The 14,767-nt window shown below is 70.9% G+C and carries 11 protein-coding genes; 5 read left to right on the top strand and 6 right to left on the bottom strand.

All coding sequences use genetic code 11. The features are described 5' to 3' along the window. Window positions 1-68: 68 nt before the first annotated feature. Together AB0O07_RS03770 and AB0O07_RS03775 are read right to left on the bottom strand one after the other, a co-directional pair. A complete protein-coding gene (locus AB0O07_RS03770; protein WP_365627974.1) occupies window positions 69-2,246 on the bottom strand; it encodes a family 16 glycoside hydrolase in 2,178 nt (725 codons plus the stop codon). An 80-nt stretch (window positions 2,247-2,326) separates the two neighbouring features. After that, window positions 2,327-4,765: a ThuA domain-containing protein gene (locus AB0O07_RS03775; protein ID WP_365626272.1), complete on the bottom strand. Its 2,439-nt coding sequence runs from the start codon at window positions 4,763-4,765 to the stop codon at window positions 2,327-2,329. 306 nt (window positions 4,766-5,071) lie between these two features. Here AB0O07_RS03775 and AB0O07_RS03780 point away from each other — a divergent pair, with 306 nt between their 5' ends. Continuing rightward, window positions 5,072-6,121 carry a multicopper oxidase domain-containing protein gene (locus AB0O07_RS03780; protein ID WP_365627976.1) on the top strand — a complete coding sequence of 350 codons (1,050 nt, stop codon included), beginning with the start codon at window positions 5,072-5,074 and terminating at the stop codon, window positions 6,119-6,121. A gap of 200 nt (window positions 6,122-6,321) precedes the next feature. Further along, entirely contained in the window at window positions 6,322-6,579 is a 258-nt protein-coding gene (locus AB0O07_RS03785; RefSeq protein WP_365626275.1) for a WhiB family transcriptional regulator, read from the top strand. 5 nt (window positions 6,580-6,584) lie between these two features. On the opposite strand, the gene AB0O07_RS03790 is transcribed toward AB0O07_RS03785, so the two are convergent. The 4 genes from AB0O07_RS03790 to AB0O07_RS03805 form a co-directional block, all read right to left on the bottom strand. Beyond that, window positions 6,585-7,508, bottom strand: coding sequence for a chitosanase (locus tag AB0O07_RS03790; RefSeq protein ID WP_365626278.1), 924 nt, complete (start codon window positions 7,506-7,508; stop codon window positions 6,585-6,587). A 138-nt stretch (window positions 7,509-7,646) separates the two neighbouring features. Then, the gene (locus tag AB0O07_RS03795) at window positions 7,647-8,621 is read right to left on the bottom strand and encodes an acyl-ACP desaturase (protein ID WP_365626281.1); all 975 of its coding nucleotides are present in this window, start codon (window positions 8,619-8,621) and stop codon (window positions 7,647-7,649) included. Window positions 8,622-8,750: 129 nt separating this feature from the next. Then, entirely contained in the window at window positions 8,751-10,400 is a 1,650-nt protein-coding gene (locus AB0O07_RS03800) for an ATP-binding cassette domain-containing protein (RefSeq protein ID WP_365626284.1), read from the bottom strand. Between the two features lie 282 nt (window positions 10,401-10,682). After that, a complete protein-coding gene (locus AB0O07_RS03805; protein ID WP_365626287.1) occupies window positions 10,683-11,099 on the bottom strand; it encodes an SsgA family sporulation/cell division regulator in 417 nt (138 codons plus the stop codon). A gap of 277 nt (window positions 11,100-11,376) precedes the next feature. On the opposite strand from AB0O07_RS03805, the gene AB0O07_RS03810 reads away from it, so the two are divergent. From AB0O07_RS03810 to AB0O07_RS03820, 3 genes are all read left to right on the top strand, one after another. Further along, window positions 11,377-12,066: an endonuclease V gene (locus AB0O07_RS03810; RefSeq protein ID WP_365626290.1), complete on the top strand. Its 690-nt coding sequence runs from the start codon at window positions 11,377-11,379 to the stop codon at window positions 12,064-12,066. A 165-nt stretch (window positions 12,067-12,231) separates the two neighbouring features. Then, window positions 12,232-13,443 carry a CaiB/BaiF CoA-transferase family protein gene (locus AB0O07_RS03815; protein WP_365626293.1) on the top strand — a complete coding sequence of 404 codons (1,212 nt, stop codon included), beginning with the start codon at window positions 12,232-12,234 and terminating at the stop codon, window positions 13,441-13,443. 63 nt (window positions 13,444-13,506) lie between these two features. Then, the gene (locus AB0O07_RS03820; protein WP_365626296.1) at window positions 13,507-14,721 is read left to right on the top strand and encodes an acetyl-CoA C-acetyltransferase; all 1,215 of its coding nucleotides are present in this window, start codon (window positions 13,507-13,509) and stop codon (window positions 14,719-14,721) included. Window positions 14,722-14,767: the final 46 nt, after the last annotated feature.

Here is a 14,767-nt window from a genome sequence, read left to right on the forward strand (position 1 = left end):
CCCCGCTCCGCCGAGCGGGGGACACACCGAGCGGGGGAGACCCCCGTCACCTCACCACTCCGAGGTGTTCACAGCTCCTTGATCCGGATGTCGCGGTACGAGATGACATCCGTCGTGCCGTGGACCTGGACCCCGATGTAGCCGGTGGCGTACCGCCGGCCGTCCGTGCCGGGGTCACCGGCGCGCTCCGGGTAGAAGGTCTGACCGCCGAAGTTGTCGAACTCGTTGATCAGCACACCGTTGCGGAAGATCGAGTAGTGCTGGCCCTCCACCCGGATCTCGTAGTCGTTCCAGGTGCCCTTCGGGGTGACCTGCGCCCCGGCCAGACCCACCCGGTCGAAGCCGTAGATCGACCCGGTCTTGTATATGTCGCCGTCCGGGCGGTCCAGGATCTGGATCTCGTGCCCGTAGTTGATGGCGACCCACTCGGGCCGGGACTCCTCCGGGTGGCCGTGGACGTTCGGGAAGCGGACGAACACACCGCCGTTGGCGTTGCCGTTGCCCGGAGCGTCGTCACGGAACTGGAGCTTCAGCGAGAAGTCCCCGTACTTGCGCTGCGGGAACCACAGCATGCCCATGCCGTCGACCGTGGTGCTGCTGGTGATGGCGTTGTCGTCGCTCAGCTCGAACTTGCCACCGCCGACCTGCTCCCACTTGGCGAAGGACTCCGCCGTGCCGTCGAAGAGCGAGCGGTACCCCTCGGTCTGGCCGGGCGTGCCGATCTTCGAGTCCTTGGCGGCCTGGGTGATCCGGTCGAACTCGCGCTCGTCGATGACGTTGTCGTCGAGCAGCGTGGTGAGCACCGTGTTGACGTGCTTGAGGAAGAGGGCCTGCGAGGTCCACTCCTTCTCGTCCTCGATCAGCTCGTTGATCGTGCACCGGTTACGGGCCAGCCGGTTCGGCACACCCGAGTCGACCGTGCCCACGATCACCGTCAACCGCTCGTCGTACTCGGGGCAGTTGGGCGCCGGAACGCCGCCGCCCTGCGCCACGGTGAAGGTGACCTGCCTGGCCTCCGAGGTGTTGCCCGCCTTGTCGGTCGCCCGATAGGAGAGCGCGTGGTAGCCGACCCGGTCGACGAGGACCGGAGCGGTGTACGCGAGGTAGGGGCCGCCGTCGAGGGAGTACTCGATACGGTCCACACCCGACTCGGAGTCGGTCGCCGTGATGGTCACCTTCGCACTGGTGATGAAGGCGCCGTTGGAGTTCTTGTCGCCGGTCACCACCGCTCCGGTCACCGGCGGGGTGGTGTCCTTGACCGGCGGCTCGACCACCGTGAACGTCACGGACTTGACCTCGGAGACATTGCCCGCCTTGTCGGTGGCCCGGTAGCGGACGGTGTGTTCGCCGACCTGGTGGACCATGACCGGCCCCTCGTACGGCTGCCAGGCGCCGTTCGCCCCGAGCGCGTACTCGATGGTGTTGACACCGGAGCCGGTGTCGGAGGCCGTGACGGTGACGGTGGCCATCGACAGGTAGTTGCCGACGTCGTCCCGGTCGCCGCTGACGGTCGCCGAGGTCTCCGGCGCTGTGGTGTCGTCGGTGGGCGGCGGGGCGACGGTGAACGTCACCGACTTCTCCTCGGAGACATTGCCCGCCTTGTCGGTGGCGCGGTACCGGACGGTGTGTTCACCGACCTGGTCGACCACCACCGGGTTGGTGTACGGCTGCCACGGGCCGTCCCCGATCGCGTACTCGACGGTCCCCACACCGGAGCCCTCGTCGGACGCGGTCACGGTGACCGTGGCCGAACCGACGTACGCGCCATCGGCGTTGCGCTGCCCGTCCACCTTGGCCGAGGTCTCCGGCGCGGTGGTGTCGTCACCGCCGTCCGCCTCGGTCACGGTGAGGATCCCGGCCATCGTGCCGTGCCCCGGGATGACGCAGTGGAAGCGGTACTTGCCCGGGGTCAGATTGACCTCGACGGAGTACTTGCCGTTGTTGGCGTCGAACGGGTTGGCCAGGATGTTGACGGAGACATCGCTGTTGAACTCGGGGTCCGAGGTGTCGAACGTCAGCGTGTGCGGCATCCCGGTGGTGTTGCCGGTGGCCTCGCTGTTCTCGAAGACGATCGTGGCGGGCCCCGCCACCGCGGTCTCCGGGAAGGTCAGATAGTGGTCGATGGGGTCGCCGGCGGTCCAGGTGAGGACCTGGGCCGCCGCCGTGCGGTCGACGGTACGGGCGTCGTCGCCCGCCGCGGTGGACTGCCGCCCGTACGCGGCCGTCGAGGTCAGCCCCAGCACCATCAGGAACGAGCCCAGCAGGGCCGTCCAGAGGCGGAGCGCCCGGACCGGCCTGCGCGCCGGGCGTCTTCTCAGCTCGCGTCTCACTGCGCCGCCTTCCTGGCCAGGTCACCGGCGGCCGGGGTCGGCTCGCCGCCCTTGTACGTCACGCGCCACAGCGCGGACTGGGAGTCGGAGGTGAAGAAACCGCGCCCGTAGTCGAGGACGTAGAGCGAGCCGTCCGGGGCGAACTTCCAGTCCATCAGGTTGCGGATACCGCCCTGGCCGACCGGGATGATGCCCTTCAACGACTCGGCGTGCACCGGCAGTCCGCCGTTGCCCGCGGTCTTCGGGTCGAGGACCACGGCGTGGCGCGGGCTCTCGGTGGCGTCGTAGAAGTCACCGACGAACCACTTGCCGTCCCAGTACTCCGGCCACTTCGCCGCGCTGGCCGACTGGGCGTCGTACCGGTAGACCGGGCCGTTCATGGTCGCCTGGCCGCCGCCCTTGAGCCACGGCAGCAGGAAGGTGCCCTCGCTCGCCTTGTAGCTGGGGATCCCGTTGGCGTCGCGCGGGAAGTCGGGGCCACCGCCCTGGGGCGAGTACCAGATGGTGGAGCCGGTGATGGGCGGCAGGTTCACCAGACCGTCGTTGTTCGGCGATTCGTTCTTCGGGGCCTTGCAGTCGTACCAGCCCTTGGGAACGGTCGGGTCGGGCAACTGGCGGTCCCGGTACGGCTGGTTGTTGCCCATGCAGAACGGCCAGCCCATGTTGCTCGGCTTGGTGATCGCGGCGAACGTGTCGTACTTCGCCGGGCCCCAGGTGGTGCTCGGCGCACCGGAGTCCGGGCCGACCCACCCCGCGTACAGCACGTCGGTCGTGCGGTCGACGAAGATCCGGGACGGGTTGCGCACCCCCATCACATAGATCTCGCCGCGCGTCTTGCCGCCGCCCTCGGCCGTCTCCTTGCCGGTGAAGAGATTGCCCGCCGGCAGGGTGTACGTGCCGTCCGTCTCCGGGTGGATGCGGAGGATCTTGCCGTTGAGGTTGTTGGTGTTGCCCGAGGTACGGCGCGCGTCCGCGAAGGAGACGCCCTTGTACGAGGGCTGCGGGTTGTTGCCGGAGTACCCGTCGCTGAACTGCGAGGAGTTGTTGTCCCCGGTCGCGATGTAGAGGTTGCCCTTCGAGTCCCAGGACATCCCGCCGCCCGCGTGGCAGCAACTGTGCACCTGGACCGGCCACTTGAGCAGGACCTTCTCGGAGGCCAGGTCCAGCTTGTTGGTGATCCGGTCGAGCGTGAAGCGCGAGACGCGCCGCTCCGCGATCTGGGTCTCCCGGTTGAGCTGCGAGTGCGGTGTGTAGTGCAGATACACCCAGCCGTTGGACTCGAAGGCGGGGTCCAGCTCGATCCCGAGCAGCCCCTCCTCGACCTTGATCAGCTCCTCGCCGCCGCCCTTGTTGCCGAAGACGGTGAGGGCGCCCGCGAGCGTCACCTTCTTCGTCTTCGGGTCGTAGATGTGGACCTGCCCCAGACCCTTCCCGATGTTCGGGTCGTTCCAGTCGGTCACCACCGGCGCGGAGTTGTCGCCGCCACCGCGTCCGATGTAGAAGATCCGGCCGTCGGGCGCGGCGACCATGCCGTGCGGCTCGCCGATCTGGTCCTGCTGGCCCGGCTGGTTGGGCACGGTGACCCGCTCGGCCGTGTAGTTGGCGTCGATGGTCGCCTTGCAGTCGGCGCGCGAGATCCGGGTGGTCCACTGGAGGGCGCCGCGCAGGTGGTCGCGGAAGTCCGCCTCGGAGTAGGCGTCGACCGTACCGCCCATGCCGGTGTAGAAGGACCGGCCGCCGTCGTAGTCACGGCACCAGGAGATCGGGTGGTCGGCCCCGTTGGGCTTGGCGGCCGGCGTGAAGCTGGCCTCCCTGACCCGGGCCACCGTGTGCACGTCGCCGCTCGGGTTGGCCGCCCAGTTGAACCACTTGTCGGGCCGCTTCCACTCCAGCGGAAGGCTCTTGGTGGCCGGGTGGAGGCGGTCGCCGACCTCGACCACCGCGCGCTGGGTGGTGGACGGGTTTCCGGTGGGGCGGGCCCCGATCAGCCCGGTGAACCAGTCGGAGTACGGTTCGGTACGTGCCGCCTCGTGGATGCCGAGGAAGCCGCCGCCCGCCTTGATGTACGCCTCAAGTCCCGCCTCCTCGGCGGGGTCGAGCACATCGCCGCCGCCCGTGAGGAAGACGACCGCGTTGTAACTCCCCAACTTGGCGGCGTTGGTGAAGACCGAGGCGTTGGCGGTCGCCTCCGTCTTGAACCGGCCGGCCGCCGGGCCGGTCAGGCCGATCGACTCGATGGCCTCGATGCCGGCGTCCACGACCGGCGACTCGTCGGTGGCCGAGGCGTGGAAGACGAGTACCTTCACATCCTCGCTGCCGGGCGGCGACGGCAGGGACAACGTTGTCGGTCCCGGGTCCGGATACGGCCTGGCCGTGGCGGCGTTGGAACCGAGCAGCGACGCCGTCAGGGCGCCGACCGCCAGGACCGCGGCCATGCCGCGTCTCGATCTCCTCGACCTCTTCGGACGCGTGGCTCTCATGGTTCTCGACCGGTGATGCGGTGCAGGCTGCATGTGTTCACCCACCCCTCTCTGGTCACAGTCTTCGGGCACGGTCGTGTGGCACAGCAACAGCGCCTGAAGCTAGACCTCTTTCGTCGGTACGCCAATAGGTACGACCGCAATCCCACCAACTTTGTCCAGAGTGTGGATAAACGAAGATCCCTGGTCTACCGTGTGGCCGTCCCCGGGGTCTCACATGCCCCGCAAGCGTCCGACAGAGCGGGGGAGTTCACGATGGCCATGGACCGAAGGAGCTTCAACCGAAGGCTGCTGGCGGGCGGCGCGGTCGCCGCGACCGGGGTGACCTCCCTCTCGGTCGCCGGTGCGGCCGCCCCGACGGCCGTCGCTGCCGACACCCCGCCGAAGACCGCCCCGGCGGGCGGCAAGGTGCGCCGGATGAGTCTCTTCGCCGAGAAGCTGCCGAACGGACAGCTGGGCTACGGCCTGGAGCGCGGCAAGGCGACCATCCCCGGGCCGCTGATCGAGCTCAACGAGGGCGACACCCTCCACATCGACTTCGAGAACACCACCGACGTCGATGTCAGCCTGCACCCCCACGGTGTCGACTACGACATCGCCAACGACGGCACCCGGATGAACAAGAGCCATGTCGAACCCGGCGGCACCCGCACCTACACCTGGCGCACCCACGCCCCCGGCACCCGCGCCGACGGCACCTGGCAGCCGGGCAGCGCGGGGTACTGGCACTACCACGACCATGTGGTGGGCACCGATCACGGCACCGGCGGCATAGCCAAGGGGCTCTACGGCCCGGTCGTGGTCCGCAGGAAGGGCGACATCCTGCCGGACAAGCAGTTCACGATCGTCTTCAACGACATGCGGATCAACAACAAGCCCGCCGCCGAGTCCCCCAACTTCGAGGCGACGGTGGGGGACCGCATCGAGATCATCATGATCACGCACGGCGAGCTGTACCACACCTTCCATATCCACGGGCACCGCTGGGCGGACAACAGAACGGGCCTGCTCACCGGCGCCGACGACCCCAGCCGGGTGATCGACAACAAGATCACGGGCCCCGCCGACTCGTTCGGCTTCCAGTTCATCGCGGGCGAACGCGGCGGCGCGGGCGCCTGGATGTACCACTGCCATGTCCAGAGCCACTCCGACATGGGCATGGCCGGCCTGCTGCTGATCGCCAAGCCGGACGGCACCATCCCCGGGTACGACCCGGGCCACGGCCACACCATGCACTCCGGCTCCGCCGGCTCCTCCGGCGGCGCGGCGGCCCCGTCGGCCTCGTCCGGAATGGACCACGCGGGCCACTGACACCCGCTCCGGCACGCCCGACACGCCCGACACGCCCGGCGTGCCGGGCCCCGGCGGCTTTACTTCAGGGTCACCGAATGGAACGCTACGGTGACGAGAGCCACCCGGACCGGGGCCGGCCCGCCGGGCGGGGACGACGTCCCGCCGGGTATTGATGGATCGTCAATCATCTGTTTATCGCCGACCGGCAGCCTGTTCCCATGCCGATCAACATCACCACCCGTACCACTGTCACCGATGAACTCGCGTGGCAGGAGAACGCGCTCTGTGCCCAGACCGGGCCCGAGTTCTTCTTCCCCGCCCCCGGCTCCTCCACCCGCGAGGCCAAGCGCCTCTGCGGTGCCTGCGAGGGCCGGGTCGCCTGCCTCCAGTACGCCCTCACCCACGACGAGCGGTTCGGCGTCTGGGGCGGGCTCTCCGAGAAGGAGCGGCAGGACCTGCGGCGCCAGAGCCGCTGAGGCGCTCAGACCGCGTCGATGCGGAACGTCTCCCCGTAGACCTCCCACCGCAGCGGGAGGCGCAGATCCATGTTGCCCGCGCGCAGGAAGACCCGCTGCGCGGTGTCGATCCGCGACGAATCCCGCTGCTCCGTACGGGACTTCGCCTTGATCACGTCCCGGCTGGTGTCCAGGAAGGTGTTGAGGAACACCTTCTCGTCGCCGCCCTCGGCCGCCGTCCGCGCCTTCTTCATGGCCGCCTCGCGGATCCCGTAGAAGCCCTCGGCGTCGAGCCCGGGACCGTGCAGCACCATCGCGTCGTAGTAGATGAACTGACCGAGCGTGGAGAGCCCGTCCATCTTCGCCAGCCGCACCGCCGGGTCGAAGTAGAGCGAGTCCCGGGTGGTGTCCTGCGCGGCGCGGAAGTCCGGCGACTCCGCGGCCCGCGCCCACGCCTCGGGGAAGCCCGGGTCGAGACCCTCGTGCGAGTCGCTGCCGTCCACCGCGCGCAGGGCGGGGAGATAGCGCGCGAGCGGGTTCTCCGGGTGGGTCTTCGTGTACGACTCCACCAGATGCAGCATGTCGTTGGTGCCGGAGCAGAAGCCGATGATCCCGGCCGTGTAGCCGTTGCCGTCCCCGGGGTCCTCGATCGCCCCGTACTGGCCGCGCCAGTCGAGCGTGGAACTCTCGGCGCTCGACACCAGCCGCGCGGCCACCTCCTTCATCTTCGGCTCCGCGAGCCCCGGCGGCATCTTTGCGATCCGCTCGGCCAGTTCCTTCCGCTCGTCCGCGTCGCCGGAGGCGAGCGGATCGGGGACCCGGCTCTGCTCGGGCCGGACCGGCGGATGGTCCGCGAGCACCTCCGAACCGTCGTCGCCGCTGTTGAAGAGGACGGCGACGACGACCAGGACGGGGGCGCCCAGGAGAAAGAGGCGCGTAACAGGCTTCATCCGCCACAGCGTACGACGCCCGGCGCGCGCTCTCAGCAGTACGCCCCACAACGCGCCACGCGCCCCCCTTCCACCACCGGGCGCCCCCCGCTCCGTTCCGGCCCGAACGGAGCGGGGGGCGCCCGGTGCCGGCCTGCCTCAGCCCGCCGCGCGGGCCGCCATCCGGGCCTTGCGGGCGGCGAGCTTCTCGTCGAACTTGGCCGCCTCGCTGTCCAGTCCGCCCATGTAGAACCCGAGCTCCTCCTGGGCCTTCAGTCCCTCCGGGCCGAGACCGCCTATGTCCATGACCTTCAGGTAGCGCAGCACCGGCTGGAGCACATCGTCGTGGTGGATCCGCATGTTGTAGATCTCGCCGATGGCCATCTGCGCCGCGGCGCGCTCGAAGCCCGGCATGCCGTGTCCGGGCATCCGGAACTGGACCACCACATCGCGGACCGCCTGCATGGTGAGGTCCGGGGCGATCTCGAAGGCGGCGCCCAGCAGGTTCCGGTAGAAGACCATGTGCAGGTTCTCGTCGGTGGCGATGCGCGCCAGCATCCGGTCACAGACCGGATCGCCCGACTGGTGGCCGGTGTTGCGGTGCGAGACGCGGGTGGCCAGCTCCTGGAAGGCGACGTACGCGACGGAGTGCAGCATCGAGTGGCGGTTGTCGGACTCGAACCCCTCCGACATGTGCGCCATACGGAACTGCTCCAGCTTGTCCGGGTCGACGGCGCGCGAGGTGAGCAGGTAGTCGCGCATGACGATGCCGTGCCGCCCCTCCTCCGCGGTCCAGCGGTGCACCCAGGTGCCCCAGGCGCCGTCGCGGCCGAAGAGGGAGGCGATCTCGTGGTGGTAGCTGGGGAGGTTGTCCTCGGTCAGCAGGTTGACGACGAGCGCGATCTTGCCGATGTCGGTCACCTTCGACTGCGACGGCTCCCACGCCTCGCCGCCGTCGAGGATGCCCGGGAAGTTCCGGCCGTCCGACCAGGGCACGTACTCGTGCGGCATCCAGTCCTTGGCGACCTTCAGATGGCGGTTGAGTTCCTTCTCCACCACCTCTTCCAGCGCGTACAGCAGTCGGGCGTCGGTCCACGCTTCCGAACTGCCGAGGTGGGGAGAGGTGATCGACACGGGTGCTCCAGGGGGGACGGGAGTTTTACCTACGGGTTCGTAGGTTACGACACCGTAGGTTAAGGCCCGGGTAAGGGGAGAGCCAACCCCGGCCTCCTGGAACCCCCCTCGCCCTCCCCTGGATCCCCCTCATTCCTCCTCGTCCGAGGCCGTCCCCCGCACCTCCTCCGCGTCGATGTCGCGCAGGGTCCCGTCCAGCAGCAGCCACCGCGTGATCCCGATCGACTCCAGGAACGGCACATCGTGGCCGGCCACGATCAGCGCGCCCTGGTACGAGGCGAGCGCCGCCGTGAGCCGCTGCACGGAGGCCCGGTCCAGGTTGTTCGTCGGTTCGTCGAGGAGGAGCAGCCGGGGCGCGGGCTCCGCGAGCAGCAGCGCGGCGAGCGAGGCCCGGAACCGCTCCCCGCCCGAGAGCGTCCCGGCCTGCTGGTCGGCCCGCGCGCCCCGGAAGAGGAAGCGTGCCAGCCGGGACCTGATCTGGTTGTTGGTCGCTTCGGGCGCGAAACGGGCCACGTTCTCGGCGACGGTGAGGGCGTCGTCCAGCACATCGAGCCGCTGCGGCAGGAAGCGGAGCGGTACGTGGGCCAGCGCCTCGCCCGACTCCGGCGCCAGCTCCCCGGCGATCGTGCGGAGCAGCGTCGTCTTCCCCGCGCCGTTCCGCCCGACCAGCGCGATCCGCTCGGGGCCGTGGATCTCGTAGGCGCCGGTGACCTCGGCCCCGTACCGGAGCCGCAGTTCGCGCAGGGTGAGCACGCCGCGCCCGGGGTGGACCACGGTGCCCGGCAGGTCGATCCGGACCTCGTCGTCGTCCCGTACCGCCTCCACCGCCTCGTCCAGCCGCTCCCGCGCCTCGGCGAGCCGTTCCTCGTGGAGGATACGGTGCTTGCCGGCGGACTCCTGGGCCGCGCGCTTGCGGGCGTTCATCACGATCTTCGGCTCGCGCTTGGACTCCGCCATCTTCTGCCCGTACCGCTTGCGCCGGGCCAGCTTGAGGCGGGCCTCGGCCAGTTCGCGCTTCTGCCGCTGTACGTCGGCCTCGGCGACCCGCACCATACGGGCCGCCGCCTGCTGCTCCTGGGCCAGCGCCTCCTCGTAGGCGGAGAGGGGGCCGCCGTACCAGCGCACCTCGCCGCCACGGAGATCCGCGATCTGGTCGACGCGTTCGAGGAGTTCCTGGTCATGGCTGACGACGACCAGGACACCGGTCCAGGCGTCCACCGCGTCGTACAGCCGCTGCCGGGCGCGCAGATCGAGGTTGTTGGTCGGCTCGTCGAGGAGCAGCACGTCCGGCCGGGCGAGGAGCAGCGCGGCGAGCGCGAGGAGCACGCACTCGCCGCCGGACATCTCGCCGACGGTCCGGTCGAGCCCGAGCCGGCCGAGCCCCAGCTGGTCCAGGGTGGCATGGGCCCGTTCCTCCACGTCCCAGTCGTCGCCGACGGCCGTGAAGTGCTCCTCGCTCGCGTCCCCCGCCTCGATGGCGTGGAGCGCGGCCCGTGCCCCGGCGATGCCCAGCGCCTCGTCCACCCGCAGGGCGGTGTCGAGCGTGACGGCCTGGGGGAGGAAGCCGATCTCGCCGGTGGTCCTGATCCGGCCTCCGGTGGGGGTGAGTTCGCCCGCGATCAGCTTCAACAGGGTCGATTTCCCCGACCCGTTGAGGCCGATGAGCCCGGTCCTGCCGAGCCCGACGGCGAGCTGGAGGCCGTCGAAGACCTCGGTGCCGTCCGGCCAGGCGAAGGCGAGGCCGGTGCAGGTGACATGGGTGGTGGGGGCGGCTGACATACACGTCTCCGGTTGCTGCGGGGAAGGAAGAGGCAGGGCAACACAGGGAGACACCGCGAGCGGGAGGGAACTCCAGGTCGAGGGGGACGGGCTGGGCAGCCGAGGTCACACACGAGCGGAACAGCCGGAAGAAAACACGGCTGTGCGGCGCGGTGTCTCAGGACCTCAGATGCGCAACGGTCCACTCCGATCGACGACAACAGGACCACGCACCACGGTACGACCCGCACCGGGGGCGGTCAAAGCAATATCCCCGCGCCGGGGACGCGCCGGGGGAGGGGATCAGCGCGCGTCGCGCAGCAGCTCCGTCAGGTCATGGTCGAGATCGAGATAGAGGTGCTCCCGGCCGTCCGGTACGAGCACCTGCGAGCGCTCCAGGAAGCGGCGCAGCTCGGCGGTGCGCAGATGCACCATCGCGGTGCCCTCGGGCGCGTGGAACTCCAGCACCGTTCGCCCGTACCCGAAGGGCCGTACCCGGACGTCCCCGAGCCCCGTCGCCTCGGTCATCCCCTTCGCCAGCAGCTCGCGCGAGAACTCCCAGGTGACCTCGGTCCCTTCGAGGGTCGCCGGGGGCGGGAACGCCATCCGCACGGCGAACGGGTCGGCCCGGTCGTAGCGGAGCGTCGCGGGCACGCTCTCCATCCGGGGGGTGGGCGAGACCAGCCGGGCCTGCACGGCCTGTTCGATGACGGGCGACATGGCCTGCTCCCCTTCGTCGGATCCGGACGCTGCCGGGCTCATCCGTACGAGTCCGGTACGGAGGTCGCACCGCTTCGTACGGGAGAGGGACCCGGGCGGACCCTCCCCTAGGGAAAGACGGCGGAGCGGGCCAATACGTGCTCCGAATCGGGAGTGAGCTGCGTCACGGGATGGTGATCTGCGTCACACCCCCGTTTCGGGGCTCAGGGGACGTGACGCGGGGTGCTCATGGGATGTGGGAAGAGTGCCCGAGGGCACGGCATAGGCTGGCGCCATCATGACGGAGATCAGCACACCCGCCGACGAGGACGCCGCCCGCGCCGTCCAGGACGAGCTGCGCGGACGGGTCGTCCTCGACGAGGCGGGGCCGCCGCCCGGCACCGGCCTGGTGACCGGCGTCGACGTGGCGTACGACGACGGACGGGACCTCGTCGCCGCCGCGGCCGTCGTCCTCGACGCCGCCACCCTCACGGAGGTCGACCGGGCCACCGCGGTCGGCCGGGTCGCCTTCCCGTACATCCCCGGCCTGCTCGCCTTCCGGGAGATCCCCACCGTGCTGGCCGCCCTCGACCGGCTCACCGCGGCGCCCGGCCTGATCGTCTGCGACGGCTACGGCCGGGCCCATCCGCGCCGCTTCGGACTCGCCTCCCACCTCGGGGTGGTCACCGGGCACCCGGTGATCGGGGTGGCGAAGAACCCGTTCACCTTCGCGTACGACCCGCCCGGCGACCGGCGCGGCGACTCCTCGCCGCTCCGCGCCGACGACGGCGAGGAGGTCGGCCGGGCGCTGCGCACCCGGGCCGGGGTGAAGCCTGTGTTCGTCTCGGCCGGCCACCGCGTCGACCTCCCCACCGCCTGCGCGCACACCCTGCGGCTCACCCCCGTGTACCGGCTCCCGGAGACCACCCGGCGGGCCGACGCCCTCTGCCGCGCTGCGCTGCGCGAGGCGGTGGCCCGGCGGGGGTGAGGCGGGACGGCCGGCGGAGGTGGGGCGGGACGGCCGGCGGGTCTCAGGGTTTTCCACAGGCTTGCCCGGAGACCGGGTGTTCGGCATAGGCTCGGAGGTGGCTAAGCGCTTGCTCTGCCAGAAATACCGAGGACGGCAGGGGTGCCGGGGATGCTGGGGATCGGGATGACAGGAGCAGGAGCAGGAGCAGGAGCAGGGACGACGGACGGTCCGCTGACCGGCGTGCGCGTGGTCGAGCTGGCCGGGATCGGCCCGGGCCCCTTCGCCGCGATGACCCTCGCCGACCTCGGCGCCGATGTCGTACGGGTCGACCGCCCCGGCGGCGCCGGGCTCGGCATCGACCCGGCGTACGACCTCACCAACCGCAACAAGCGCTCCGTGCTCATCGACCTGAAGGCCCCCGAAGGCGCCGCCCGCCTCCTCGACCTGGCCGAACGGGCCGACATCCTCATCGAGGGGTACCGCCCCGGGGTCGCCGAGCGGCTCGGCGTCGGCCCGGAGGAGTGCCTCGGCCGCAACCCCCGGCTGGTGTACGGCCGGATGACCGGCTGGGGCCAGGAAGGCCCGCTCGCCGACCGGGCGGGTCATGACATCGGCTATATCGCCGTCACCGGCGCCCTCTCCATGATCGGCAAGGCCGAGGAGCCGCCCGCGCTCCCCGCCAACCTCCTCGGCGACTACGCGGGCGGCGCGCTCTACCTGGTCATCGGCGTGCTCGCGGCGCTCCAGCACGCCCGCACGCCGGACGGCGCGGGACAGGTCGTGGACGCGGCGATCGTGGACGGCACCAGCCATCTCACCACCATGATCCACGCCATGATGGGCGCGGGCGGCTGGCAGGACCGGCGGGGCGCCAACCTGCTCGACGGCGCCAGCCCCTTCTACGGCTCGTACGAGACCTCCGACGGCGCGTACATGGCGGTCGGCGCGCTGGAGAAGCGGTTCTACAACGAGTTCGTCGAACGGCTCGGGCTGACCGGTGAGGTCCCCGACCGCAGGGACTTCGCCCGCTGGGACGAGCTGCGGGAGGCGGTGGCCGCCCGGTTCCGTACCCGCACCCGCGACGAGTGGACCGCCGTCTTCGCCGGCTCCGACGCCTGTGTGGCCCCCGTGCTCTCGCTGCGCGAGGCGCCCGACCACCCCCATCTCGCGGCCCGCGGCACCTTCACCGACCACGCGGGGCTCCGCCAGCCCGCGCCGGCGCCCCGGTTCTCGGCCACCCCGGGCTCGGTACGGCGCCCGCCGGCGCGGCCGGGGGAGCACGCGGCGGAGGTGGCCCGCGACTGGGACCTGCCCGGGCCGCCCGCCGCACCCGAGCCGCCCGCCGCCCCCGGGCCGGTCTCCGCCCCGCCGGCCGGGCAGGCCGAGCAGGGCTGACCGGCCGGCGGCCGACCCCGAACCTCAGCAGCCGAAGCCGAACCCCAACGGAAGGCAGCAGCCGTGACCACCGAAGCGTTCGTCTACGAAGCGATCCGCACCCCGCGCGGTCGCGGCAAGGCCGACGGGGCCCTGCACGGCACCAAGCCCATCGACCTCGTCGTCGGCCTCATCCATGAGCTGCGCCGCCGGCTCCCCGGCCTCGACCCGGCGGCCGTCGACGACATCGTGCTCGGCGTGGTGAGCCCGCTCGGCGACCAGGGCTCCGACATCGCCCGTATCGCAGCCGTCGCCGCCGGGCTCCCCGACACGGTCGCCGGGGTACAGGAGAACCGCTTCTGCGCCTCCGGCCTCGAAGCGGTCAACCTGGCCGCCGCCAAGATCCGCTCCGGCTGGGAGGACCTGGTCCTCGCGGGCGGTGTCGAGTCGATGTCCCGGGTCCCGATGGGCTCCGACGGCGGTGCCTGGGCGATGGACCCGATGACCAGCCTCGCGGTCGGCTTCGCGCCCCAGGGCGTCGGCGCCGATCTGATCGCCACCCTCTCCGGCTACGGCAGGCGGGACGTGGACGCCTTCGCCGTGCGCTCCCAGGAGCTGGCCGCCGAGGCGTGGAAGGACGGCCGCTTCGCGCGCTCCGTCGTCCCGGTACGCGACCGCAACGGCCTCACCGTCCTGGACCGGGACGAGCATCCGCGCCCCGGCACCACCCTCGAATCGCTGGCCAGGCTGAAGCCGTCCTTCGCCGCCATCGGGGACCAGGGCGGCTTCGACGCCGTCGCGCTCCGGAAGTACCACTGGGTCGAGAAGATCGACCATGTCCACCACGCGGGCAACTCCTCCGGCATCGTGGACGGCGCCGCCCTCGTCGCCATCGGCTCGGCGGAGACGGGGGAGCGGTACGGCCTCACCCCGCGCGCCCGGATCGTCTCCGCAGCCGTCTCCGGCTCCGAGCCGACCATCATGCTGACCGGCCCCGCCCCCGCCACCCGCAAGGCGCTGGCCAAGGCCGGGCTGGCCATCGAGGACATCGACCTGGTCGAGATCAACGAGGCCTTCGCCGCCGTGGTGCTGCGCTTCGTGGACGACCTGGGGGTGCCCATGGAGAAGGTCAACGTCAACGGTGGCGCCATCGCACTCGGCCACCCGCTCGGCGCCACCGGCGCGATGATCCTGGGCACGCTCGTCGACGAACTGGAACGGAGGGATCTCCGGTACGGCCTCGCCACCCTCTGCGTCGGCGGCGGCATGGGCGTCGCCACCGTCGTGGAACGCGTCTGACCGGCGGCCCGGCCGGCTCGCCCGGCCGGCCCTCGTCCGCCCCGCC

This window comes from Streptomyces sp. NPDC093085, from assembly GCF_040683935.1.
In the GTDB taxonomy this organism is placed as follows: Bacteria; Actinomycetota; Actinomycetes; order Streptomycetales; family Streptomycetaceae; genus Streptomyces.

Excerpts from the sequence above, each read along its gene's own strand:
- AB0O07_RS03770 (WP_365627974.1), bottom strand. The coding sequence starts at position 2,246 with ATGGTGCTGGGGCTGACCTCGACGGCCGCGTACGGGCGGCAGTCCACC.
- AB0O07_RS03775 (WP_365626272.1), bottom strand. The coding sequence starts at position 4,765 with ATGGCCGCGGTCCTGGCGGTCGGCGCCCTGACGGCGTCGCTGCTCGGT.
- AB0O07_RS03780 (WP_365627976.1), top strand. The coding sequence starts at position 5,072 with ATGGACCGAAGGAGCTTCAACCGAAGGCTGCTGGCGGGCGGCGCGGTC.
- AB0O07_RS03785 (WP_365626275.1), top strand. The coding sequence starts at position 6,322 with ATGCCGATCAACATCACCACCCGTACCACTGTCACCGATGAACTCGCG.
- AB0O07_RS03790 (WP_365626278.1), bottom strand. The coding sequence starts at position 7,508 with ATGAAGCCTGTTACGCGCCTCTTTCTCCTGGGCGCCCCCGTCCTGGTC.
- AB0O07_RS03800 (WP_365626284.1), bottom strand. The coding sequence starts at position 10,400 with ATGTCAGCCGCCCCCACCACCCATGTCACCTGCACCGGCCTCGCCTTC.
- AB0O07_RS03805 (WP_365626287.1), bottom strand. The coding sequence starts at position 11,099 with ATGTCGCCCGTCATCGAACAGGCCGTGCAGGCCCGGCTGGTCTCGCCC.
- AB0O07_RS03810 (WP_365626290.1), top strand. The coding sequence starts at position 11,377 with ATGACGGAGATCAGCACACCCGCCGACGAGGACGCCGCCCGCGCCGTC.
- AB0O07_RS03815 (WP_365626293.1), top strand. The coding sequence starts at position 12,232 with ATGACAGGAGCAGGAGCAGGAGCAGGAGCAGGGACGACGGACGGTCCG.